Source organism: Streptomyces sp. NPDC090798 (assembly GCF_044768965.1).
In the GTDB taxonomy this organism is placed as follows: Bacteria; Actinomycetota; Actinomycetes; order Streptomycetales; family Streptomycetaceae; genus Streptomyces.
In genome coordinates this window covers 11,489-33,299 of record NZ_JBIVXA010000011.1, presented here as the reverse complement: position 1 = coordinate 33,299, position 21,811 = coordinate 11,489, and the positions used below count along the sequence as shown (strand labels likewise).

Genomic DNA, 21,811 nt, shown 5'->3' with positions numbered 1-21,811 from the left:
GTCCGCCGGGGCGCGGGGGCACCCCACGCGAACCCCGCGAACAGGAACCGCATCGCTGCCTCACCGCGTACCGTGGCCCCTCGGACCCGACCGGTCGCACCTGCCATGTGCGATCGCACCACGAGCGCCACGAGTGAAGGAACCATGCACCGACCAGCACAGCGAGTAGGCCGAGCCCCGCGACTCACCCGCATCCTTGTCAGCGCAGCCGCCGTCCCGGTGGCACTCGCCGCCGCCGGCTGTTCCTCGGACTCCGGCTCCGGCTCGGGATCGGGTTCCAGCGCCGACAACGCCGCCCAGAAGGGCACCGCCGCGACCTCGTCCGCGTCCCCGAGCACCTCCGCGGACGCCGTCAAGCCGGCCGCGTACCCGACGCTGCCGGCCCCCTGCGCGGTGTTCTCGAAGAAGACGCTGGGCGAACTCGTGCCGAAGGGCCTGAAGTCTGCCAAGTCGGGCAAGTCGGACGACGCGAAGGACCGCAGCAGCTGCTCCTGGAACAGCCTCGACAACAAGGGCGTCAAGGGTTCCCAGTTCCGCTGGCTGAACGTCTCCCTGCTGCGTTTCGACTCGGACGCGACCCGCGGTGAGGGCAACCAGCTCGCGCAGACCTACTACGACAAGCAGGTCAAGGACGCGCAGACGGTGCCCGGCGCGACGGGCGTCCGGTCGGAGCCGGTCTCCGGGATCGGCGACGCGTCGACGGCGGTGCGCTACGGCCTGAAGAAGAAGGAAGGCTCCTTCCAGCAGCAGACGGTCGTGACGCGCGTCGAGAACGTCGTCATCACGCTCGACTACAACGGCGCCGGTCTCGCCGGCGACAAGGCCCCCAGCGCGGACGACCTGACGAAGGCCGCGGAGAAGGCCGCCAAGGAGGCGGTGGCCTCGGTGGCTTCCGCGAACCAGGACGGCAGCCGGGCGACCACCGCCCCGTCGCAGTCGGCCTCCCCCTCCAAGTCGGCGAGCCCCTCCAAGCCGGCTTCCCCGTCGGCGTCGGCCAGCTCCAAGCCCTCGGCGTCGGCCAGCAAGAAGAACTGACCTTCGAGAAGTACTGACATTCAACGGGCTTCGGCGCGCAACTCGCCTGCCCAGCAGGGCATTTGACGGAGCCCGGTCGCCTCGCGGGCCGGGCTCCTGCCATACCGGCCGCCCGTGCGCCGTACACATGTGCCACCCTGTTGCGCGCAACAACATGCAAGGGAAGGGGAGTACGGGTGGCCGCGCCAATCCAGCTCACACGAATGCACCGGATTCTCATCGGTGTGGTCGTCGCCGGTGCGCTCGTCATCGCGGGTATCGGCTTCGCCGGTTCGTACGCGGCCGTGCGCGAGCTGGCCCTCAAGAAGGGCTTCGGGAACTTCGCGTACGTGTTCCCGATAGGCATCGACGCGGGCATCTGCGTCCTGCTCGCCCTGGATCTCCTGCTGACCTGGATCCGCATCCCCTTCCCGCTGCTGCGCCAGACGGCGTGGCTGCTGACGGTCGCGACGATCGCCTTCAACGGCGCGGCGGCCTGGCCGGACCCGCTGGGCGTCGGCATGCACGCCGTCATCCCGGTCCTGTTCGTGGTCTCCGTCGAGGCGGCCCGGCACGCGATCGGCCGGATCGCGGACATCACCGCCGACAAGCACATGGAGGGCGTCCGCCTCACCCGCTGGATGCTCTCGCCGGTCCCCACCTTCCTCCTGTGGCGCCGGATGAAGCTGTGGGAGCTGCGCTCCTACGAGCAGGTCATCAAGCTGGAGCAGGAACGTCTCGTCTACCAGGCCCGCCTGCGCTCCCGCTTCGGCCGGGCCTGGCGCCGCAAGGCCCCGGTGGAGTCGTTGATGCCGCTGCGCCTGGCCCGCTACGGCGTGCCGCTCGCCGAGACCGCCCCCTCGGGCCTGGCGGCGGCCGGCATCGAGCCCGCGGTGCTGCCCCCCGCGCCGCAGTTGCGGGTGGCGCGCGAGCCGGAACCGACGGCACCCGTCGTACAGAGCAACGCGGCGCCTGTCCGGGAACAGCTTCCCGCCGCCGGGGCGAACGAGCCCCCCGGGCAGCCGGAGGACTACGGCGAGCCGCAGAGCCAGTGGCTTCAGGCGCGGGACCCCCAGTCCGTCGCGTATCAGGGCGACTACGACCCGACGTACGACCCGGATGTCGCGTACCGGCAGTGGTACGAGGAGCAGCAGCAGGCCGAGCAGTTCGAGGAGCAGCAGTTCCGGGCTCGGCAGCAGTTCGAGGAACAGCAGCGGTTCGAGCAGCAGACGTTTCCGCAGCAGCAGACGTTCCCGCAGCAGCGGTACGAGGAGCAGCCTGCCCCGGAGCCGTCTCCGGAGGACACCGGTACCTTTCCGATCCCGTCCGGCCCGGGCCGTACCCGTGAGCTGGGTGCGGGCGGCGGCTCGGAGCCGACCGAGGAGGACTACTACCTGGTCTTCAAGAAGTCGATAGACGGCAGCTATCCGACCTCGGGCCAGTTCAGGGGCGACGTGGAGGCGACGTACGGCACCACGCTCCCGCAGCGCGAGGCCGACCGCATGGTCAACCGCTTCACCAACCGCCACACGGCGGAGCTCCAGGAAGACCACATCGCGTAGGCACGTCAGCGTGCACGGGAAGGGGGCGCCCGGTGATCACCGGGCGCCCCCTTCCTCGTACAGCCGAACGCCTACGCCGCGAGCAGCGCCCGCACCCGGTCCTGTCCGACCGCGAGCAGCAGCGTGGGCAGGCGCGGACCGGTGTCGCGCCCGACCAGCAGGTGGTACAGCAGCGCGAAGAACGTGCGCTGGGCGACCTTGATCTCCGGCGGGAGCTCCTTGGCGGTGGCGTCGGCGGGGAAGCCGGCCTGGACCTTGGGGACGCCGTAGACGAGGTGGGACAGGCCGTCGAGGGACCAGTTCCGCTCGAGTCCGTCGAGGAGCAGTCGCAGCGACTCGCGGCCCTGGTCGTCGAGCGACTTGAGCAGTTCGACGTCGGGCTCGTCGCGCACGACGGTGCGTTCCTCGGCCGGCACCTGGGTGTTGATCCAGGTCTCGGCCTTGTCGAGGCGGGGCCTGACCTCGTCCAGGGAGGCGAGCGGGTTCTCGGGGTCGAGCTCGCTCAGGATCCGCAGGGTCTGGTCCTCGGCGCCGGCGGTGATGTCGGCGACGGAGGCGAGGGTGCGGTACGGCATCGGGCGGGGGGTCCTGGGCAGCTCCCCGGCGGCGGTGCCGACCGCGCGCGCGTAGGCGGCGGCGTCGGCCGGGAGGACCGAGCCGTCGGTGACCTTGCCCGCGAGCTTGTCCCACTCGTCGTAGAGCCGCTGGATCTCCTGGTCGAAGGCGATCTTGAACGACTGGTTGGGACGGCGGCGGGCGTACAGCCAGCGCAGCAGCTGCGGCTCCATGATCTGGAGCGCGTCGGCCGGAGTGGGCACCCCGCCCTTGCTGCTGGACATCTTGGCCATGCCGGAGATGCCGACGAACGCGTACATGGGCCCGATCGGCTGCTTGCCGCCGAAGATGCCCACGATCTGGCCGCCCACCTGGAAGGAGGACCCCGGAGAGGAGTGGTCGACCCCGCTGGGCTCGAAGATGACGCCCTCGTAGGCCCAGCGCATGGGCCAGTCGACCTTCCAGACCAGCTTGCCGCGGTTGAACTCGCTCAGCCGGACGGTGTCGGAGAAGCCGCAGGCGGAGCAGGTGTACGCCAGCTCGGTGGTCTCGTCGTCGTACGAGGTGACGGTGGTGAGGTCCTTGTCGCACTGCCCGCAGTAGGGCTTGTACGGGTAGTACCCGGCGGCCGAGCTGCCGTCGTCCTCGGCGGCGGCGCCGGAGCCTTCGGCGGCTTCGAGCTCGGCCTCGTCGACCGGCTTCTGGCCCTGCTGCTTCTTCGCGGGGCCCTTCTTGGTCCGGTACTGGTCGAGGATCGCGTCGATGTCACCGCGGTGCTTCATCGCGAACAGCACCTGGTCGCGGTAGACACCGGAGGTGTACTGCTCGGTCTGGCTGATCCCGTCGTACTCGACGCCGAGCTCGGCCAGCGCCTCGACCATGGCGGCCTTGAAGTGCTCGGCCCAGTTCGGGTGCTCGGATCCCTTGGGGGCGGGGACGGAGGTCAGCGGCTTGCCGATGTGCTCGGCCCAGGACTCGTCGATGCCGGGGACGCCGGCCGGGACCTTGCGGTAGCGGTCGTAGTCGTCCCAGGAGAGCAGGTGGCGCACGGTGTACCCGCGGCGGCGGATCTCGTCGGCGACCAGGTGCGGGGTCATCACCTCGCGGAGGTTGCCGAGGTGGATCGGGCCGGAGGGGGAGAGCCCGGACGCGACGACCACAGGTTTGCCCGGGGCCCGACGCTCCGATTCCTCGATGACCTCATCCGCGAAACGGGAGACCCAGTCGGTGGTCTCGGTGCTCTGAGCCACGATCGGCACGTCCTTCTTTCTCATACGCCAGTACGGCTGACCGCACCATTCTCCCAGCTCGGGCCTGAACCGCGAAAACGGCTTTTCACCGCATGGGATACTGGCTTTCCTGTACTCAGAAACTCCCGGAACCCGAGCAGAACGGCAGCCACTCCATGGCCTCGGTCACGTCCCTCACCGCCTCCGTCCACCAGCGCCTCGCGGACGCCCTCTCGGCAGCCCTGCCGGAGGCCGGTTCCGCGGACCCGCTGCTGCGACGAAGCGACCGGGCCGACTTCCAGGCCAACGGGATCCTGGCCCTCGCGAAGAAGGCGAAGGCGAACCCGAGGGAGCTGGCGACGCAGGTCGTGGCGCGGGTCGAGTCGGGTGACGTGATCAAGGACATCGAGGTCTCGGGGCCCGGTTTCCTGAACATCACGATCACCGACCAGGCCATCACCGAGAACCTGGCGGCGCGGTACGAGGACGGCGAGCGCCTCGGCGTGCCGCTCGCGGAGAACCCGGGCACCACGGTCATCGACTACGCGCAGCCGAACGTGGCGAAGGAGATGCACGTCGGTCACCTGCGGTCGGCGGTCATCGGCGACGCGGTGGTCCAGATCCTGGAGTTCACCGGCGAGAGTGTGGTCCGGCGCCATCACATCGGCGACTGGGGCACCCAGTTCGGCATGCTCATCCAGTACCTGATCGAGCACCCGCACGAGCTGGACCACAAGGGCGAGGCGGAGGTCTCCGGCGAGGAGGCCATGTCGAACCTGAACCGGCTCTACAAGGCGGCGCGGACGCTCTTCGACTCCGACGAGGAGTTCAAGACGCGGGCGCGGCGCCGGGTGGTCGACCTCCAGGCGGGCGAGCCCGAGACCCTCGCCATGTGGCAGAAGTTCGTGGACGAGTCGAAGATCTACTTCTACTCGGTCTTCGACAAGCTGGACATGGAGATCCGGGACCCGGACGTGGTCGGCGAGTCGGGCTACAACGACATGCTGGACGAGACCTGCCGCCTCCTGGAGGAGTCGGGCGTGGCGGTCCGCTCCGACGGTGCGCTCTGTGTGTTCTTCGACGACGTGAAGGGCCCGGACGGCAACCCGGTCCCGCTGATCGTGAAGAAGTCGGACGGTGGCTACGGCTACGCGGCGACCGACCTCTCGGCGATCAGGGACCGTGTCTTCAACCTGAAGGCGAACACCCTCGTCTACGTGGTCGACGCCCGTCAGTCCCTGCACTTCAAGATGGTCTTCGAGACCGCGCGCAGGGCGGGCTGGCTGAGCGACGACGTGCGGGCGCAGCAGCTGGCCTTCGGCACGGTGCTGGGCAAGGACGGCAAGCCGTTCAAGACGCGTGAGGGCGAGACGGTCCGGCTGGTGGATCTGCTGGACGAGGCGATCGAGCGGGCCACGGCGGTCGTGCGGGAGAAGGACACCCTGGGGCAGCTGTCGGAGGAGGAGATCTCCGAGCGCGGCACGCAGGTGGGTATCGGCGCGGTCAAGTACGCCGACCTGTCGACGTCGGCGAACCGCGACTACAAGTTCGACCTGGACCAGATGGTGTCGCTCAACGGCGACACGTCCGTGTACCTCCAGTACGCGTACGCCCGTATCCAGTCGATCCTGCGCAAGGCGGGCGAGGTCCGCCCGGCGGCTCACCCGGATCTGGAACTGGCCGCGGCCGAGCGTGAGTTGGGCCTGCACCTGGACCGCTTCGCGGAGACGATCGCGGAGGTCGCCGGCGAGTACGCCCCGCACAAGCTGGCGGCGTACCTGTACCAGCTGGCGTCCCTGTACACGACGTTCTACTCGGAGTGCCCGGTCCTGAAGGCGGACACCCCGGCGCAGGTCGAGAACCGCCTGTTCCTGTGCGACCTCACGGCCCGCACTCTGCACCAGGGCATGGCCCTGCTGGGCATCAGGACACCCGAGCGTCTCTGATCTCCCGCGGGTCGCCGAGCCCGGCGTACCCCACCCTGTAGTACCTGATCCCGTAGGCCGCTGACGCGCCTGCGGGATCAGGCGTTTCCGCACCCGAACACGCGGACGCACGACCACCCGAGCGGGTACCCCTGCCCGCTCTGGACTGTTACTCACTTTCGGGTGACGGCGGAGGTCGCGGACGGGTGGCGCGGCATGGCGAAGAAGTGGCGCAGGCCAGTACTGATGCGGCCACACCCCCCGAAGAGGCGTCAACCCGACACACCTTCACAAAACGTGCACACTACAGGCGACTATCACGGCAATGTCGTTGATCGGCAACGCCCCCCGATTCCCGGACGTAGCGGAGCACTTCAGTCGGCAAGCTATGCGGTGTCCGGCCAGCAGGCCGGGTGCACGAACAGCGGGCCGACGGCGATCCTGTCGTCAGGGCCCGCCAGTACCCCAAGGGGGCACCCATGACCGCTTCGCAGACCTTCACGGCCCGTCGCCTGGCCGCCGCCGCTCTGTCCGCCGCCGCGCTGGTGGGGGCAGCCGCCCTGCCGGCGGCGGCCAACGGAACCGCGCCGCGCGGTTCGCAGGTGGAGATCAGCAAGGTCCAGTACGACGCCCCGGGGCACGGCTCCAGGTCCAACCGCTCGCTGAACGAGGAGTGGGTGCAGATCACCAACAGCGGGCGCGACAGCGTGAACCTGGACGACTGGACGCTGTCCAACCGGGAGGGCCGCGTCTACACGTTCCACCACCTGCGCCTGAACAGCCACTCCAGCGTCCGCGTCCACACCGGCGTCGGCCGTGACACCTACCGCGACGTCTACCAGGACCGCCGCAACTTCGTCTGGGACGACCGCAAGGACACCGCCACGCTCCGCAACGACCACCGTCGTGTGGTCGACACCATCTCCTGGGACGCCAGGCACCACGGCAACGACCGCAGCCACGGCGACGACCACGGCCGCGGTCCGGGCCACGGCGACGACCACGGCCGTGGTCCGGGCCACGGCGACGACCACGGCCGCGGTCCGGGCCACGGCCACCGCTGACCCCCGGCGGGTCGGGACCGGCGTACGGACTGCGCCGCCCTCGACCCGCGCCTGACCCTCTTCGCGCGGCGTGCCACGAACCACCTGTGGCACGCCGCGCATGTGTGCCCCGGCCGCTCCAGGACCTGGTGGGCGGACCCCGAGGTGCGTTGTCAGTGACGGGCCCTAAAGTCACCGGCATGGCGACACTTCCGAACCCGCTGCCCTCGCTGGCGGCAGATCCGAGCGGGCGCGCGCTCGGCCTCGAACTCCCGCCCGGGAAACTGATCGACACTGGGGGTACCTCCCACGCCCTTGAGGCAGCGGGGGAGGACGACGGCCCCTGGCACGCGCCGTTGCTGTGGCACACCGAGGCACCGGCCGCCCCCGGAGACTGGGCCACGCTGGGTTCCGCCCCGCGCACGGCCGGCCTGCTCCCCCTCCTCATAGACGTCGGCGGCAGCCAGGGCGGCCCGCAGGAGTGGGAGTTGATGCCCGAGGAGATGTCGTATCCGGGGGATCACGACGCCGACGAGGTACTGGCGGGGTACTGGGAGGAGTACGCGGAGGACGAGCTCGAGCTCGACGCCGACGTGGACTACCCCGGCAAGGAAGCGGTCACCGAACTCTTCGGTGAGGCCGAGGAGTTCGCCGAGACGATCGCGCCGCACGGCGTGCAGTGGCCCGGCCTGGCACCGGCCACCGCGCCCGAGGCGGACGCGGACGACCGGGCCGCCGAGGTCGCCGACTCCCTCGCGGGCGGCGGCTCCTGGCTGAAGGAGCCGCGCCTCGCCCTGGTTCCGGCGCGCCGCAGCGCGGACATCCCGGCGGCGATCGGCTGGTCCGGTCCGCTGAACTACGAGGGCGACGTGGGCCGCCTCTGCGCGGTCCTGCGCTCCTGGGAGGACCGCTTCGGCATACGGGTCGTGGCCCTCACCTTCGACCAGCTGGTCCTGTCGGTGGCGGCCCCGCCCACGACGGCGGCCGAGGCAGAGGCGGTGGCCGCCGAGCACTTCGCCTTCTGCCCGGACAACATCACGCAGGGCGGGAGCGAGACGCTGCGCGCGTACGCGGCGGACGAGGTGCTCGGCAGGCGGGTGTGGTCCTTCTGGTGGGACTGACCGGCTCCCTTGGCTACCGAAGCCCCTTCGCCAACCGCCGCAGCCCCTCACCGATCTCGTCCGGGGTCTGGGTGACGAAGCACAGGCGCAGCGTCGCGGCGTCGGGCTCCCCGGCGTAGAAGGGCGCGCCCGGCACGTACGCCACTCCCTGCTCCACCACTCCCCGGAGCAGGGCCGTGGTGTCGTACGACTCCGCCAGCCGTGCCCAGAGGAACATGCCGCCCTCGGGCCGGGTCCACGTGGACCCGGCCGGAAGGGCGTCGGCGATACCCGCCAGCATGGCGTCGCGCCGCTCGCGGTACACGCCCGCGACCCGTGCCACATGGGCGTCGAGGTCCCGGTCGGCGAGATAACGCGCGGCGGCGAGCTGGTTGACGGTCGGGGTGTGCAGATCGGCGGCCTGCTTGGCGACGGCGCACGCCCGCAGCAGTGCGGCGGGGGCCCGCAGCCAGCCGAGCCTGAGGCCGGGTGCCATGACCTTGGAGAAGGAGCCGAGCAGTACAGTCCGGTCCTGGGCGCCGTCGTACGAGGCGATCCACGGCACCCGCTCGCCCTCGAAACGGAGCTCGCCGTACGGGTCGTCCTCGACGATCCACACCCCGCGCCGGGCGGCTACGGACGCGACGGCGGCCCGGCGCTCACCCGCCATGGTCCGGCCGGTCGGGTTCTGAAAGGTCGGCACGGTGTAGAGCAGCTTGGGCCGCTCGCGAGTGACAAGCTCGTCGAGCGCGTCCGGGTCGATCCCGCCCCCGTCCGCATCCACCGGCACCGCGACCACCCGCGCCCCGGCGAACGCGAACGCCTGGAGTGCCGCCAGATAACAGGGGCTTTCGACGAGCACGGTGGCACCGGGCTCGAGCAGGACGGTGGCGAGCAGCGAGAGCGCCTGCTGCGATCCGGTGGTGACCAGTACGTCGTCGGCGTCCGTCGGCAGCCCGCGTGCGGTGGTCCGCTCCGCGAGGGCCGCCCGCAGCACGGGCTCGCCCTCGGTGGTCGAGTACTGCAGCGCACGCTCGGGCTCGTGGGCGAGCACGTCACGGAACGCGGCGGCGATCCCCTCCGCGTCGAACAGTTCCGGTGCCGGCAGCCCGCCCGCGAAGTTGATCACTTCCGGCCGCGCGGTCACCGCGAGGATCTCCCGTACCGGCGACCCACCGATCGCGGTGGCCCGCGCGGCGAGCGGTGGCACGGCTTGAGCAATCCCGAGACCGGTCACAAGACGACTCCTTCTCCTACGGCTCCCACAACCCCTGGTCCGCCACCCTAAGGAGGCACCTGTGCCCTACACCGACCAATTCCGCGATACGGACACGAAGAACTTCCCTCGCTGAAGACTCAGGCCGGCCGGAGTCTTCAGGGGCGCGGGGAACTGCGCGCTCAGCCCCCACCCACCGGCGGGCGGCGAACGCAGCCGGGGGCTGGGGGCGGAGCCCCCGGGATGGGGCAGGCAGGGGCGGCGGGGGCGGGTGTCAGGGCTTGATGGCCGTCACGCCGTACACATTGATGTCCGCGTCCGTCACATCGTTGATGTCGCGGTAGCGGACCTTCTCGATGTCGTCGAGGGTGGCAAGGTACGCGGGATCCACCTTTTCGGGCAGCGGAGCCGCCCCGTCCGGCCGCCACCGGTGCACGGGCACGACACCCGGCTCCTCCACCTCGAGCCCGTTCTCCGTGAAGAACCGCTCCACCTCGGCCCTGGACCGCAGCACGAACGTGAACCCCCGCTCGGTGAACGTCCGTTGAACCGCCCGAATGTTCTCCGCGTTGAGATCCTCGGTGAGATGGCTGAGCACGAGCCGGCTGCCCGAAGGCAACGCCTCCACCAGCTCACGCACGATCGGATAGGCCTGCTCGTCCTCTATGAAGTGCAGGATCGCCACCAGCACGAGCGCGATCGGCTGCTCGAAGTCGAGAGTCTTCGCGGCCTCTTGGAGAATCCGCGCGGGCTCCTCGAGGTCCGCGTCGATGTAGTCCGTCTGCCCCTCGGGCCCACTGGTGAGCAACGCACGCGCGTGAGCGAGCACAACGGGGTCGTTGTCGACGTACACGACGCGCGACTGCGGAGTGATCCGCTGCGCGATCTGGTGGACGTTCTCCTGCGTCGGCAACCCCGTACCGATGTCCAGGAACTGGCGGATCCCCGCTTCCTGGGTCAGCGTGGTGACCGCCCTCCGCAGGAAGTCCCGGTTGTGCCGGACGTCGAGGTAGCCCCGCGGATTGGCCACGATCGCCGCGGCGGCCGCGGACCGGTCGACCGGGTAGTTGTCCTTGCCCCCGAGGAAGACGTCGTAGACGCGCGCCGGGTGCGCCTTGGTGGTGTCAATCCTCCTTCTCAGCTCGGCGGGGTCCTGGCTGAGAGCATCACCGGGCATAAAGCCTCTCCCTGGAGAGTCGCGTCATTCACTGGGCAACAACGTAACTCCTAGGGGGACTTGATAGTGCCCCTCCCCTGACTAACCCGTCGCGGCCGTGCCCCACTCGCTGCCGCCCAGCGGATAGTCGTACGCGGGCCGCCCCACATTCCCGCTCGTCCGGAACGGCTTCCCGTCGTCGTCGATACGCACCGTGCCACCGCGCGCCCCACTGGACCAGTCGAGCTCCAGGTACCAGCTCACGTCGTGCGCCCGCGCGTCCGCGAAGACATAGAAGACCTCGGGATCGGACTCGCTGACCTTGTAGGGGAAGTCCCGCTGCCCGGCCTTGGGCGTGGTCACGGGCCGTCCGGCGTCGAGATCCACGGCGAACGACTTCGTCGCCACGCCGCCGCCGCAGCCGACGCCCATCGCATAGTCGTTCCAGGCGAGCGGCGCGTCCTTCCCCACCACCCGCACGTGCAGCCCCTCCAGGACCACGGTGGCCTTCCCGGTCCCCTGCACGGTCAGCGCGAGCATCTGCTCCTGAGCGGCCACTCCGCCGAGCGCCGTGACCCACCCGCGCGCGTCCGACTCGTTCGGCGGCGGGGGCACCAGCTCGGCCTTCCGGTTCAACAGGTAGTGCTGGCTGCACGGGCCCTCCCACTTGTACGGGTTGACGGCCACGACGGGCGCGGTGGCGCCGTCGGCGACGTTCTGGCCCGTACTGCCACCCGGAGCCGCCGTCGAGACGGACACCTCGGGCCCACCACCGTGCGAGGCGGAGACGGAGGCGCTGACCGAGGCGGACGGCTTCCGGGGCTTGCCGTCGGCTGACGCCGTCCCGCGCGAACCCTCCCGGGGACCGGACGACGCGGCGGCGCCCAAGACCTCCCGCCCCCCGCTCCCGTCACCCTTGCCGTCCGGTACGAACCGCACCGCGAGCGCGGCGGACGCGAGCACCGCGGCGACGGCGGCCGAGGCGAGGAGGACCGTACGCCGTCGCCGCCGTCCGCTCGAAGCCTCACCCGAGGGCGCGCCGGCAACCTCGGCATCCGCAGCAGCAGCCGGCTCCCCCGAGGAACCCTCCCCCTCCACCGGGGTCACGGACTCCACGGACTCCACATCCGTCACGGGCGCCGCGGACACCACCTTCTGCCCCCGCAGCACATCCGCCCGCACCCACCGCCGATGCAGCTCCACCAGTTCCTCGGGACTCGCCCCGCACGCGCGCGCGAGCCGCTCCACGGGTGCGTAGTCCGTGGGTACGGCGTCCCCGTTGACGTACCGATGCAGCGTGGACGTACTCACGTGCAGCCGCTTCGCGAGCACCCCGTAGCTGAGTCCGGACCGCTCCTTCAGCTCCCGCAGCAGCCCCGCGAACTCGTCCCCGTCCACTGTTCCTCCACCCCCCGCGTCCCGGTCCGCGTTCCAGGGGGACGGTATTCCCCCTGGTCAGACCCGATACGACCGTTCCGGCGTCCCGTATCCCCCGGCAACCGTGGCGGCCGGGACGGATCAGCCGACAAGCTGTGGTCATCCAAGCACGCCGCTCCGCTCGACCGGTCGAGCGGCTGCCAACCAGCCACACCCACAGGGGGATCACCCATGTCCGCACGCACCGCCCGCACCCGCCTCCTCGCCGCCACGACGGTCGCGCTCGCCGCGTTCGCCCTCACGGCGTGCGACAACGGAAAGGGCGTACGTGACGAGGGTCCGTCCGCATCGTCCAAGTCCTCGGCGCAGCCGACCGGGTCCACGGCCGGCGGCGGTACGAAGGCGAAGCCGGCGGGCGGGACGGGGGGCTCGACGGCCGCCCCGAAGAGCACCACCACGGCGGGCACCACCACTGCGGGCACCAGCGGCGGCTCCGGTTCCTCCGGCAAGAACGGCGCAGGAACCACGAGCACCCGCAACCCCGCCTGCAACGGCGCCAACACCAAGACCACCGCGACCGAGGTCTCCCGCCCCCTCAACCACCTGCTCCTCACCGTCACCAACACCGGTGCGAAGAACTGCGATCTGACCGGCTACCCGATCGCCCGCCTCGGCGAGGCCCAGTCGGTCCCGCCGGTCGCCGAGTCGACCCACCCGCAGGCGGTCGTCACGCTGGCCCCGGGCGAGTCCGGCTACGCGGGCGTCCTGCTCTCGGCCGCCGACGGCAGCGGCGGCAACGGCTACACGGCCAAGACCCTCGTCGTCGGCTTCGCCAAGGGCCGCAGCGCCACCCCGGCGCTCCCGGCGAAGGGCGTGTACGTGGACGACAAGCTCACGGTGACGTACTGGCAGCAGAGCCTGGACGACGCGCTGGCCTACTGAGCGGCTGCCAGGCCCTAGCGGAGCTTCTGGGCGACCTCGGTGGCCCAGTAGGTGAGGATGTTCTGGGCGCCGGCCCGCTTGATGCCGGTCAGCGTCTCCAGGATCGCCTTGTCGCGGTCGATCCAGCCCTTCTCGGCCGCCGCCTCGATCATCGAGTACTCGCCGGAGATCTGGTAGGCGGCCACGGGCACGTCGACGGAGTCCGCGACCCGCGCCAGGATGTCCAGATACGGCCCCGCCGGTTTCACCATCACCATGTCGGCCCCCTCCTCCAGATCGAGGGCCAGCTCCCGCAGGGACTCCCGCGCGTTGGCGGGGTCCTGCTGGTACGTCTTGCGGTCGCCCTTCAGCGAGGAGGCGACGGCCTCCCGGAAGGGCCCGTAGAAGGCGGAGGAGTACTTCGCGGTGTAGGCGAGGATGGCGACGTCCTCGCGCCCGATCTGGTCCAGGGCGTCCCGGACGACCCCGATCTGCCCGTCCATCATCCCGCTGGGCCCCACCACGTGGGCCCCGGCGTCGGCCTGGACCTGGGCCATCTCGGCGTACCGCTCCAGGGTCGCGTCGTTGTCGACGCGGCCTTCCGCGTCGAGCACTCCGCAGTGCCCGTGGTCGGTGGTCTCGTCGAGACACAGATCGGACATGACGAGCAGTTCGTCGCCGACCTCGGCGCGCACGTCGCGGAGGGCGACCTGCAGAATCCCGTCCGGGTCGGTCCCGGGAGTCCCGACGGCGTCCTTCTTCGCGTCCTCCGGCACACCGAAGAGCATGATGCCGGAGATCCCGGCCTCCACGGCCTCCAGCGCGGCCTTCTTCAGGCTGTCGCGCGTGTGCTGCACGACGCCGGGCATCGTCGCGACGGGAACCGGCTCGCTCACGCCCTCCCGTACGAACGCGGGGAGGATGAAGTCGGCGGGGTGCAGCCGGGTCTCGGCGACCATGCGCCGCATGACCGGCGTCGTACGCAGCCGCCGCGGCCGCGTACCGGGGAAGGATCCGTACTTCGTCATGCCCCCTACGCTACGCCCGCCCCTCGACCCCCCTTGCCGACACCTTGCCGGTACGGCCCCGGATGCCAGGGGTCCCTGTTCGACTGACGACCGGTGGAGGCTTGGCGCGCAGTTCTTCGCACCCCGTCAGGGGCGCGGGGAACTGCGCGACCGGCCCCCACTCGCCCGCAGCCGAAGAACCCACCCGGGGGTCTGGGGGCGGAGCCCCCAGGTAGGGATGGGACGGGTAGGGGCGGCGGGGGCGGAAAACCCTTGGTCCGCCCCGACCGCCCCACACCCCCCACACACGCCTACGTCGTGCGACGCCTCCGCGCCCCCGGCCGACGCTCACTCGGCCGAGTAACCGGATCCCCCGCCTCCGCGGCGGCAGCCCTCCGTCGGAGACCGAAGTCCGCCAACGCCTCAGCCAGCTTGTGCACGGACGGCTCCGGAGCCATGACATCGACCCGCAGCCCGTGCTCCTCCGCCGTCTTGGCGGTGGCCGGACCGATGCAGGCGATCACCGTCACGTTGTGCGGCTTGCCCGCGATGCCCACGAGATTGCGCACGGTCGAGGACGACGTGAAGAGCACGGCGTCGAAACCGCCCCCCTTGATCGCCTCCCGCGTATCCGCCGGCGGCGGCGAGGCCCGTACGGTCCGGTAGGCCGTGACGTCGTCGACCTCCCAGCCCAGGTCGATGAGCCCCGCGACCAGCGTCTCGGTGGCGATGTCGGCCCGCGGCAGGAACACCCGGTCGATCGGGTCGAACACCGGGTCGTACGGCGGCCAGTCCTCCAGAAGCCCCGCGGCCGACTGCTCACCGCTCGGCACGAGATCCGGCTTCACGCCGAAGGCGACCAGCGCCTTCGCCGTCTGCTCACCCACCGCCGCGACCTTGATCCCGGCGAAGGCCCGCGCGTCGAGCCCGTACTCCTCGAACTTCTCCCGCACGGCCTTGACCGCGTTCAGGGAGGTGAAGGCGATCCACTCGTAGCGGCCCGTCACCAGGCCCTTGACCGCGCGCTCCATCTGCTGCGGCGTCCGCGGCGGCTCGACGGCGATCGTCGGCACCTCGTGCGGCACGGCGCCGTAGGAGCGCAGCTGGTCGGAGAGCGAGGCCGCCTGCTCCTTCGTCCGCGGCACGAGCACCTTCCAGCCGAACAGCGGCTTGGACTCGAACCACGAGAGCTGCTCACGCTGAGCCGCGGCGGAACGCTCACCGACCACGGCTATCACCGGGCGCCCACCGTCCGGGGACGGCAGCACCTTCGCCTGCTTCAGGGTCTGGGCGATCGTCCCGAGCGTGGCCGCCCAGGTCCGCTGACGGGTGGTCGTACCGGCGATCGTCACCGTCATCGGCGTGTCCGGCTTGCGACCGGCCGCGACCAGCTCGCCCGCGGCGGCGGCCACGGAGTCCAGTGTCGACGAGACCACGACCGTCCCGTCCGACGCCCCGACCTCGGTCCAGCACCGGTCGGAGGCCGTACGCGCGTCGACGAACCGCACGTCGGCGCCCTGCGCGTCGCGCAGCGGCACACCGGCGTACGCGGGCACGCCCACGGCCGCGGCGACACCCGGCACGACCTCGAACGGCACGCCCGCGGCGGCACAGGCCAGCATCTCCTCGGCGGCGTACGTGTCGAGCCCGGGGTCACCGGACACCGCACGCACGACCCGCTTGCCGCCCCGCGCGGCCTCCATGACAAGATTGGCAGCGTCCCTCAACGCGGGGTCACCAGCGGTCGTTGACACGGCGTCAACAACCGCTAGTTGAGGCGTGCCTGTGCCCGGATACGTACTGGAAGACGTGCCCAAAGGCGTCCCCCCGTCCGTATTCGTACTCAGTACGGCGACGCCTTGTCTGGCATGGACGCGGACCATGTCGAGTACCTCGTACTCGGCGACGAGAACATCCGCGTTCGCCAGCGCCTCGACGGCGCGCAGTGTCAGTAGTCCCGGATCTCCGGGTCCGGCACCGAGGAAGGTGACGTGCCCGTGTTCGGGACCGGCGGGAAGGTTGGTGGGGCTCAATGTGCTCGCTCCCCCATCAGACCGGCCGCGCCCTTGGCAAGCATCTCGGCGGCGAGTTCACGGCCGAGCGCCATTGCTTGGTCATGTGTCTCGGGCACGGGACCGGTGGTGGACAGCTGCACCAGCGTCGTGCCGTCGGTCGTGCCGACGACGCCGCGCAGGCGCATCTCCTTGACAATCTGCCCGTCGGCCAAAAGGTCGGCGAGAGCACCCACGGGTGCGCTGCAGCCGGCCTCCAGGGCGGCGAGCAGGGACCGCTCTGCGGTCACGGCGGCCCGGGTGAACGGGTCGTCGAGTTCGCCGAGCGCGGCGACGAGATCCGCGTTGTCCGCGGCACACTCGATCGCCAGGGCCCCCTGGCCGGGGGCGGGCAAAACGGTGTCGACGGACAGGAAGTCCGTCACGTCCTCTATCCGCCCCAGGCGGCCGAGGCCGGCGGCGGCGAGCACGACGGCGTCGAGCTCCCCGCTGCGTACGTATCCGATCCGCGTGTCGACGTTCCCACGGATCGCGACCGTCTCGATCGTCATCCCGTGGTTGCGGGCGTACGCGTTCAGCTGGGCCATCCGGCGCGGCGATCCGGTGCCGACGCGCGCGCCGTCCGGGAGCTCCTCGAAGCGCAGCCCGTCGCGGGCGACGAGCACGTCGCGCGGGTCCTCGCGCAGCGGCACGGCGGCCAGCGCGAGCTCGTCGGGCTGCCCGGTCGGCAGGTCCTTCAGGGAGTGCACGGCGAAGTCGACCTCGCCGAGCAGCAGCGCCTCGCGCAGCGCGGTCACGAAGACGCCCGTGCCGCCGATCTGGGCGAGGTGCTCACGGGAGGTGTCGCCGTACGTCGTGATCTCCACGAACTCGACGGGCCTGCCGGTCACCTGGCTCACGGCCTGCGCCACCAGCCCGGACTGGGCCATGGCGAGCTTGCTGCGCCTGGTCCCCAGCCTCAGTGCCGCCTTCTCATCTGGTCGCCCTTGGGGCGCTCCAGCCTGCCCCTGCGGCGCACGTGGCTCACGTGGCTCACTCATGCTCGCCCTCGGTTCTTGGCGTTCTCGTTGTTGTTCTCGGCCCGCGAGACGGAGGCGACCGTCTCGGGGTCCAGGTCGAACAGGGTTCGCAGCGCGTCCGCGTACCCGGCGCCGCCGGGTTCGGCGGCGAGTTGCTTGACCCGTACGGTCGGCGCGTGCAGCAGCTTGTCGACGACGCGCCGCACGGTCTGCGTGATCTCGCCCCGCTCCTTGTCGTCGAGGTCCGGCAGCCGCCCGTCGAGCCGCGCGATCTCGCTCGCGACGAGGTCGGCGGCCATGGTGCGCAGCGCCACGACGGTGGGGGTGATGTGGGCGGCCCGCTGGGCGGCGCTGAAGGCAGCCACCTCGTCGGAAACGATCCTCCGCACCTGGTCCACGTCCGCCGCCATCGGCGCGTCCGCGGACGCCTCGGCCAGCGACTCGATGTCGACGAGCCGCACGCCGAGCAGCCGGTGCACGGCCGCGTCGATGTCACGGGGCATGGCCAGGTCCAGCAACGCGAGCACGGGCGCGGGCCGGGGCGCCTCGGCGACCGGCTCGGGCCTGCGGCGCTCGGGCACCCGGCCGACGGTGGCGACGGCCAGCACCAGCGCGGCGATGGCGTCGGCGTCGGCCTCCGGGTCGAGTACGGCCGCCCCGCGCGGGGCACGGGCCGCGACATCGCCCTTGTCCACCCAGGCCGCGTGCTGCTCCAGCTCGGCGGCGGCCATTCCGGCGACGGCGGCCTCGCCGAGCACGGAGAAGCCGGCCGTGCCCTGCACGGCGGACAGGTCGAGCGGGCAGTCGTCGTCGGTGCCGGCACTGGTGGGGGCGGGCCGCGCCTGGTCGTCCACGGCCGCGGGCGACGCCGTACGAGCGGAGCCGGCACCGCGCACGGCGGGCTTCGCCGCCGACTCGGCCGTGACCACGGACTCTCCCGTACGTCCTTCCACGGCCGCCGCGACCGACTCGGCCGTCAGGACGAGCCCGGTGGCGCCGGTGCAGGAGATGGCGATGTCGGCACGTGTCAGCTCGAGCGGCACCGAATCCATCGGGACCGCGCGGGCCAGCACGTGCGTGTCGCCGCCCTCGTTCTCGTTGAGGATCTGCGCGAGCCGCTCAGAGCGGTCCGGCGTGCGGTTGGCGATGACGATCTCGGAGACTCCGGCGCGCGCGAGCGTCGCCGCGGCCAGCGAGGACATCGAGCCCGCGCCGATGACGAGGGCCTTCTTGCCCTTGGCCCAGGCGTCGACGGCGGTGCCGGCCGACAGCTGCTGGAGGCCGAAGGTGACGAGGGACTGCCCGGCGCGGTCGATGCCGGTCTCGGAGTGCGCGCGCTTGCCGACCCGCAGCGACTGCTGGAACAGGTCGTTCAGCAGCCGGCCCGCGGAGTGCAGCTCCTGCGCGGTGGCGAGCGCGTCCTTGATCTGGCCGAGGATCTGGCCCTCGCCCACGACCATCGAGTCGAGCCCGCAGGCCACCGAGAAGAGGTGGTGGACGGCCCGGTCCTCGTAGTGCACGTAGAGGTGGGGGGTGAGCTCGTCGAGACCGACCCCGCTGTGCTGGGCGAGCAGCGTGGACAGCTCGGCGACGCCCGCGTGGAACTTGTCCACGTCGGCGTACAGCTCGATGCGGTTGCAGGTGGCGAGCAGCGTGGCCTCGGCGGCCGGTTCGGCGGCGACCGTGTCCTGCAGCAGCTTGATCTGGGCGTCCGCGTTCAGCGTGGCCCGCTCCAGGACGCTGACCGGGGCGCTGCGGTGGCTCAGCCCGACGACGAGGAGACTCATGCCGGCATCACGGCGGGGACGTCCCCGTCAGGACCTTTGCCGTTGTCCTTCTGGGCGGCCTGGGCCACGGCGGCGGCACCGGCCTGGGCCTCGGCCTCCTCGCCGGCCTTGCGCTGCTCGTGGAAGGCGAGGATCTGCAGCTCGATCGAGAGATCGACCTTGCGCACGTCGACGCCGTCCGGGACGGACAGGACGGTCGGCGCGAAGTTGAGGATGGAGGTGACTCCGGCCGCGACCAGGCGGTCGCAGACCTGCTGGGCCACGCCCGGCGGGGTGGTGATGACGCCGATGGAGACGCCGTTCTCGTCGATGATCTTCTCGAGGCCGTCGCTGTGCTGCACGGCGATCCCGGCGACCTGCTTTCCGGCCATCTCCGGATCGGCGTCGATCAGCGCGGCGACCCGGAAACCACGGGAGGCGAACCCGCCGTAGTTGGCCAGCGCGGCGCCGAGGTTACCGATACCGACGATCACTACCGGCCAGTCCTGGGTCAGGCCCAGCTCACGGGAGATCTGGTACACGAGATACTCAACGTCGTACCCGACACCACGCGTCCCGTAGGAGCCGAGGTAGGAGAAGTCCTTGCGCAGCTTCGCGGAGTTGACCCCGGCCGCGGCCGCGAGCTCCTCGGAGGAGACCGTGGGTACCGAGCGCTCCGACAGTGCGGTGAGGGCTCGGAGGTACAGCGGAAGCCGGGCGACGGTGGCCTCGGGAATCCCTCGGCTGCGGGTCGCCGGTCGGTGAGTTCGGCCAGTTGCCACGGTGCTCCTGCGGGTAGCGCGGGGCTGCAGACGGTCACACGTACCTAGACCGCCCCGTCGAATGCAGGCTATGTCTTTGTGAACGCGTGCACAAAGATGGTGTCCGATTTGCCCGGGCAACGTGACGGGGGTCACGCACTCCCGGCGCGCCCGTATGGAACCGGCCCGCGCACAGCTTCGTTCCGCACCTGAAGGGGGCAAAACCGCACACTCTCCTCAACGAATCCCGCCCCCGAGACCAATCGCCGTCGATCCTAGGCGACTTTCCGGACCCGTTGGACTCACCGGTCAGGACGGGGTCCGGACCCGATCACGGCACAATCCGGACGGAACGCCGCGCCGGGCGGCGCCGCTACGGAGCGAGGGCTTTGCGCAGCCGCGCCTCGTCCACACGCCAGAACGTGTGCTGCGCCCCGTCCACCAGCACCACGGGGATCTGCTCCCAGTAGGCACGGTGCAGCTCTTCATCCTCGGTGATGTCCTTGTGCTCCCAGGGGACCCCGAGATCCCCACACACCTTCTCCACCACTTCTTGTGCGTCATCACACAGATGACAACCGGGTTTCCTGATGAGCGTGACCAGCCGCTCCGAGGGTGCCTTCTGCGTCGTACGGCGCCCACCGCGCCGGAACATGGAACTCATACGGGTCATTCTCCCGCCACCCGCGCGGCCCGGACATGCCGGTCGGACGACTTCTTTAACGGCTCGGTCGCGGAGAGTTCACAGCCTCGCATCCTCTCGACTCCGGAAGCTCCGAACAAACTGGCTATGCTCACGACATGGCCGCTCTCGGATGGCTCACTCCCCGTAGGCGCTCCGCCACCGCGCGGAGCGTGTTGGCAGGCGAGGCCTCGGCGGAGGCAGCGCGCAAGTCCTCCCAGGAACTGGAGGATCTAGCCCACGACGCCGCGCCCGACGCCGACGCGCCCGACCAGGAACCTGAGTTCCCGGTCCTCGGTGACGAGAAGGCCGCGGCCTTCTTCGACCTCGACAACACCGTGATGCAAGGCGCCGCGCTCTTCCACTTCGGGCGGGGCCTGTACAAACGGAAGTTCTTCGAGACCCGCGACCTCGCCCGATTCGCCTGGCAGCAGGCGTGGTTCAGGCTGGCCGGCGTCGAGGACCCGGAACACATGCAGGACGCCCGTGACTCGGCGCTCTCGATCGTCAAGGGTCACCGGGTCGCGGAGCTGATGTCGATCGGCGAGGAGATCTACGACGAGTACATGGCCGAACGCATCTGGCCCGGTACGCGCGCCCTCGCCCAGGCCCACCTGGACGCGGGCCAGAAGGTCTGGCTGGTCACGGCGGCCCCCGTGGAGATCGCCACGGTGATCGCCCGCCGGCTGGGCCTGACCGGTGCGCTGGGCACGGTCGCGGAGTCGGTGGACGGCGTCTACACGGGCAAGCTGGTGGGCGAGCCCCTGCACGGCCCGGCGAAGGCGGAGGCGGTCCGCGCGCTGGCCGCCGCGGAGGGTCTGGACCTCTCCCGCTGCGCCGCCTACAGCGACTCCCACAACGACATCCCCATGCTGTCCCTGGTCGGCCACCCCTACGCGATCAACCCGGACACGAAGCTCCGCAAACACGCTCGTACGTTCGAGTGGCGTCTGCGCGACTACCGCACGGCCCGCAAGGCCGCGAAGGTCGGTATCCCCGCCGCGGCCGGCGTCGGCGCGGTGGCCGGCGGCACAGCAGCCGCCATCGCCCTCCACCGCCGCCGCCGCTGACACCCCCGGGGCCGCGCCCCGCATCCCCCGCCCGCCCAACGTTCTTCGACTACCGGCCGGTGGGGGCTGGTCGCGCAGTTCCCCGCGCCCCTAAGGCGGGGCCACGCCCCGGACCCCCCGCCCCGCCCAACGTTCTTCGGCCACCGGCCGGTGGGGGCTCGGCGCGCAGTTCCCCGCGCCCCTGAAAGCCTCCGGCCCGTCCGGCGTGCGAGGACAAGGCCACTCAGGCCGATGGGGCGCCGGGGCACTGGGGCGCAGCCCCGTGCCCCAGGGGCGCGGGGAACTGCGCGGCCGGGCGGCCCCCCCCCCCCCCCCCCCCACCCCCCCCCCCCCGGGGGGGGGGGGGCCCCCCCCCCCCCCCCCCCCCCCCCGCCCCCCCGCCCCCCCCCCCGCGGC

The 21,811-nt window shown here is 71.1% G+C and carries 17 protein-coding genes; 7 read left to right on the top strand and 10 right to left on the bottom strand.

Going from position 1 to position 21,811, the window contains the following annotated elements; genetic code table 11:
- Positions 1-144 precede the first annotated feature (144 nt).
- The gene (locus ACIQTP_RS23950) at positions 145-1,035 is read left to right on the top strand and encodes a DUF3558 family protein (RefSeq protein WP_403402824.1); all 891 of its coding nucleotides are present in this window, start codon (positions 145-147) and stop codon (positions 1,033-1,035) included.
- 203 nt (positions 1,036-1,238) lie between these two features.
- Positions 1,239-2,576 carry a DUF2637 domain-containing protein gene (locus tag ACIQTP_RS23945; protein WP_403402821.1) on the top strand — a complete coding sequence of 446 codons (1,338 nt, stop codon included), beginning with the start codon at positions 1,239-1,241 and terminating at the stop codon, positions 2,574-2,576.
- Positions 2,577-2,647: 71 nt separating this feature from the next.
- Here the strand turns inward: ACIQTP_RS23945 and lysS are convergent, their stop codons facing one another.
- Positions 2,648-4,390, bottom strand: a complete 1,743-nt coding sequence (lysS, locus tag ACIQTP_RS23940) for a lysine--tRNA ligase (RefSeq protein ID WP_403403393.1) — start codon at positions 4,388-4,390, stop codon at positions 2,648-2,650.
- Between the two features lie 146 nt (positions 4,391-4,536).
- Between lysS and argS the strand changes: the two genes are divergently transcribed.
- The 3 genes from argS (at position 4,537) to ACIQTP_RS23925 (ending at position 8,449) form a co-directional block, all read left to right on the top strand.
- Positions 4,537-6,306 (top strand): arginine--tRNA ligase, encoded by a 1,770-nt coding sequence (gene argS, locus ACIQTP_RS23935; RefSeq protein ID WP_403403390.1) that lies wholly within the window; start codon positions 4,537-4,539, stop codon positions 6,304-6,306.
- A 458-nt stretch (positions 6,307-6,764) separates the two neighbouring features.
- Positions 6,765-7,349 carry a lamin tail domain-containing protein gene (locus ACIQTP_RS23930; RefSeq protein ID WP_403402818.1) on the top strand — a complete coding sequence of 195 codons (585 nt, stop codon included), beginning with the start codon at positions 6,765-6,767 and terminating at the stop codon, positions 7,347-7,349.
- A 179-nt stretch (positions 7,350-7,528) separates the two neighbouring features.
- Entirely contained in the window at positions 7,529-8,449 is a 921-nt protein-coding gene (locus ACIQTP_RS23925; RefSeq protein ID WP_403402815.1) for a DUF4253 domain-containing protein, read from the top strand.
- Between the two features lie 13 nt (positions 8,450-8,462).
- On the opposite strand, the gene ACIQTP_RS23920 is transcribed toward ACIQTP_RS23925, so the two are convergent.
- The 3 genes from ACIQTP_RS23920 to ACIQTP_RS23910 all read right to left on the bottom strand — a co-directional run bounded on the left by ACIQTP_RS23920 (position 8,463) and on the right by ACIQTP_RS23910 (position 12,198).
- Positions 8,463-9,665 carry a PLP-dependent aminotransferase family protein gene (locus ACIQTP_RS23920; protein ID WP_403402812.1) on the bottom strand — a complete coding sequence of 401 codons (1,203 nt, stop codon included), beginning with the start codon at positions 9,663-9,665 and terminating at the stop codon, positions 8,463-8,465.
- A gap of 253 nt (positions 9,666-9,918) precedes the next feature.
- Positions 9,919-10,821, bottom strand: coding sequence for an SAM-dependent methyltransferase (locus tag ACIQTP_RS23915; protein ID WP_403402809.1), 903 nt, complete (start codon positions 10,819-10,821; stop codon positions 9,919-9,921).
- Between the two features lie 81 nt (positions 10,822-10,902).
- Positions 10,903-12,198: a helix-turn-helix domain-containing protein gene (locus tag ACIQTP_RS23910; RefSeq protein ID WP_403402806.1), complete on the bottom strand. Its 1,296-nt coding sequence runs from the start codon at positions 12,196-12,198 to the stop codon at positions 10,903-10,905.
- Between the two features lie 210 nt (positions 12,199-12,408).
- Between ACIQTP_RS23910 and ACIQTP_RS23905 the strand changes: the two genes are divergently transcribed.
- Entirely contained in the window at positions 12,409-13,119 is a 711-nt protein-coding gene (locus ACIQTP_RS23905; protein WP_403402803.1) for a DUF4232 domain-containing protein, read from the top strand.
- Between the two features lie 14 nt (positions 13,120-13,133).
- Here ACIQTP_RS23905 and hemB read toward each other — a convergent pair whose 3' ends face one another.
- The 6 genes from hemB to ACIQTP_RS23875 all read right to left on the bottom strand — a co-directional run bounded on the left by hemB (position 13,134) and on the right by ACIQTP_RS23875 (position 20,336).
- Positions 13,134-14,126, bottom strand: a complete 993-nt coding sequence (gene hemB, locus ACIQTP_RS23900; RefSeq protein WP_403402800.1) for a porphobilinogen synthase — start codon at positions 14,124-14,126, stop codon at positions 13,134-13,136.
- Between the two features lie 290 nt (positions 14,127-14,416).
- Positions 14,417-16,138: a uroporphyrinogen-III synthase gene (locus ACIQTP_RS23895; RefSeq protein ID WP_403402797.1), complete on the bottom strand. Its 1,722-nt coding sequence runs from the start codon at positions 16,136-16,138 to the stop codon at positions 14,417-14,419.
- On the bottom strand, positions 16,135-17,157 hold the full coding sequence (hemC, locus tag ACIQTP_RS23890) for a hydroxymethylbilane synthase (protein WP_403402794.1): 1,023 nt from the start codon (positions 17,155-17,157) through the stop codon (positions 16,135-16,137). Before hemC ends, ACIQTP_RS23895 begins: the two co-directional genes overlap by 4 nt.
- Complete coding sequence (locus ACIQTP_RS23885; RefSeq protein WP_403402791.1) at positions 17,154-18,923, bottom strand: glutamyl-tRNA reductase; 1,770 nt, start codon at positions 18,921-18,923, stop codon at positions 17,154-17,156. Before ACIQTP_RS23885 ends, hemC begins: the two co-directional genes overlap by 4 nt.
- Positions 18,920-19,684 carry a redox-sensing transcriptional repressor Rex gene (locus tag ACIQTP_RS23880; RefSeq protein ID WP_402034308.1) on the bottom strand — a complete coding sequence of 255 codons (765 nt, stop codon included), beginning with the start codon at positions 19,682-19,684 and terminating at the stop codon, positions 18,920-18,922. The genes ACIQTP_RS23885 and ACIQTP_RS23880 overlap by 4 nt, the downstream gene beginning before the upstream one ends.
- A gap of 352 nt (positions 19,685-20,036) precedes the next feature.
- Positions 20,037-20,336: a glutaredoxin family protein gene (locus ACIQTP_RS23875; protein WP_075033738.1), complete on the bottom strand. Its 300-nt coding sequence runs from the start codon at positions 20,334-20,336 to the stop codon at positions 20,037-20,039.
- A gap of 128 nt (positions 20,337-20,464) precedes the next feature.
- On the opposite strand from ACIQTP_RS23875, the gene ACIQTP_RS23870 reads away from it, so the two are divergent.
- A complete protein-coding gene (locus ACIQTP_RS23870; protein ID WP_403402786.1) occupies positions 20,465-21,415 on the top strand; it encodes an HAD family hydrolase in 951 nt (316 codons plus the stop codon).
- The last annotated feature ends 396 nt before the right edge of the window (positions 21,416-21,811 follow it).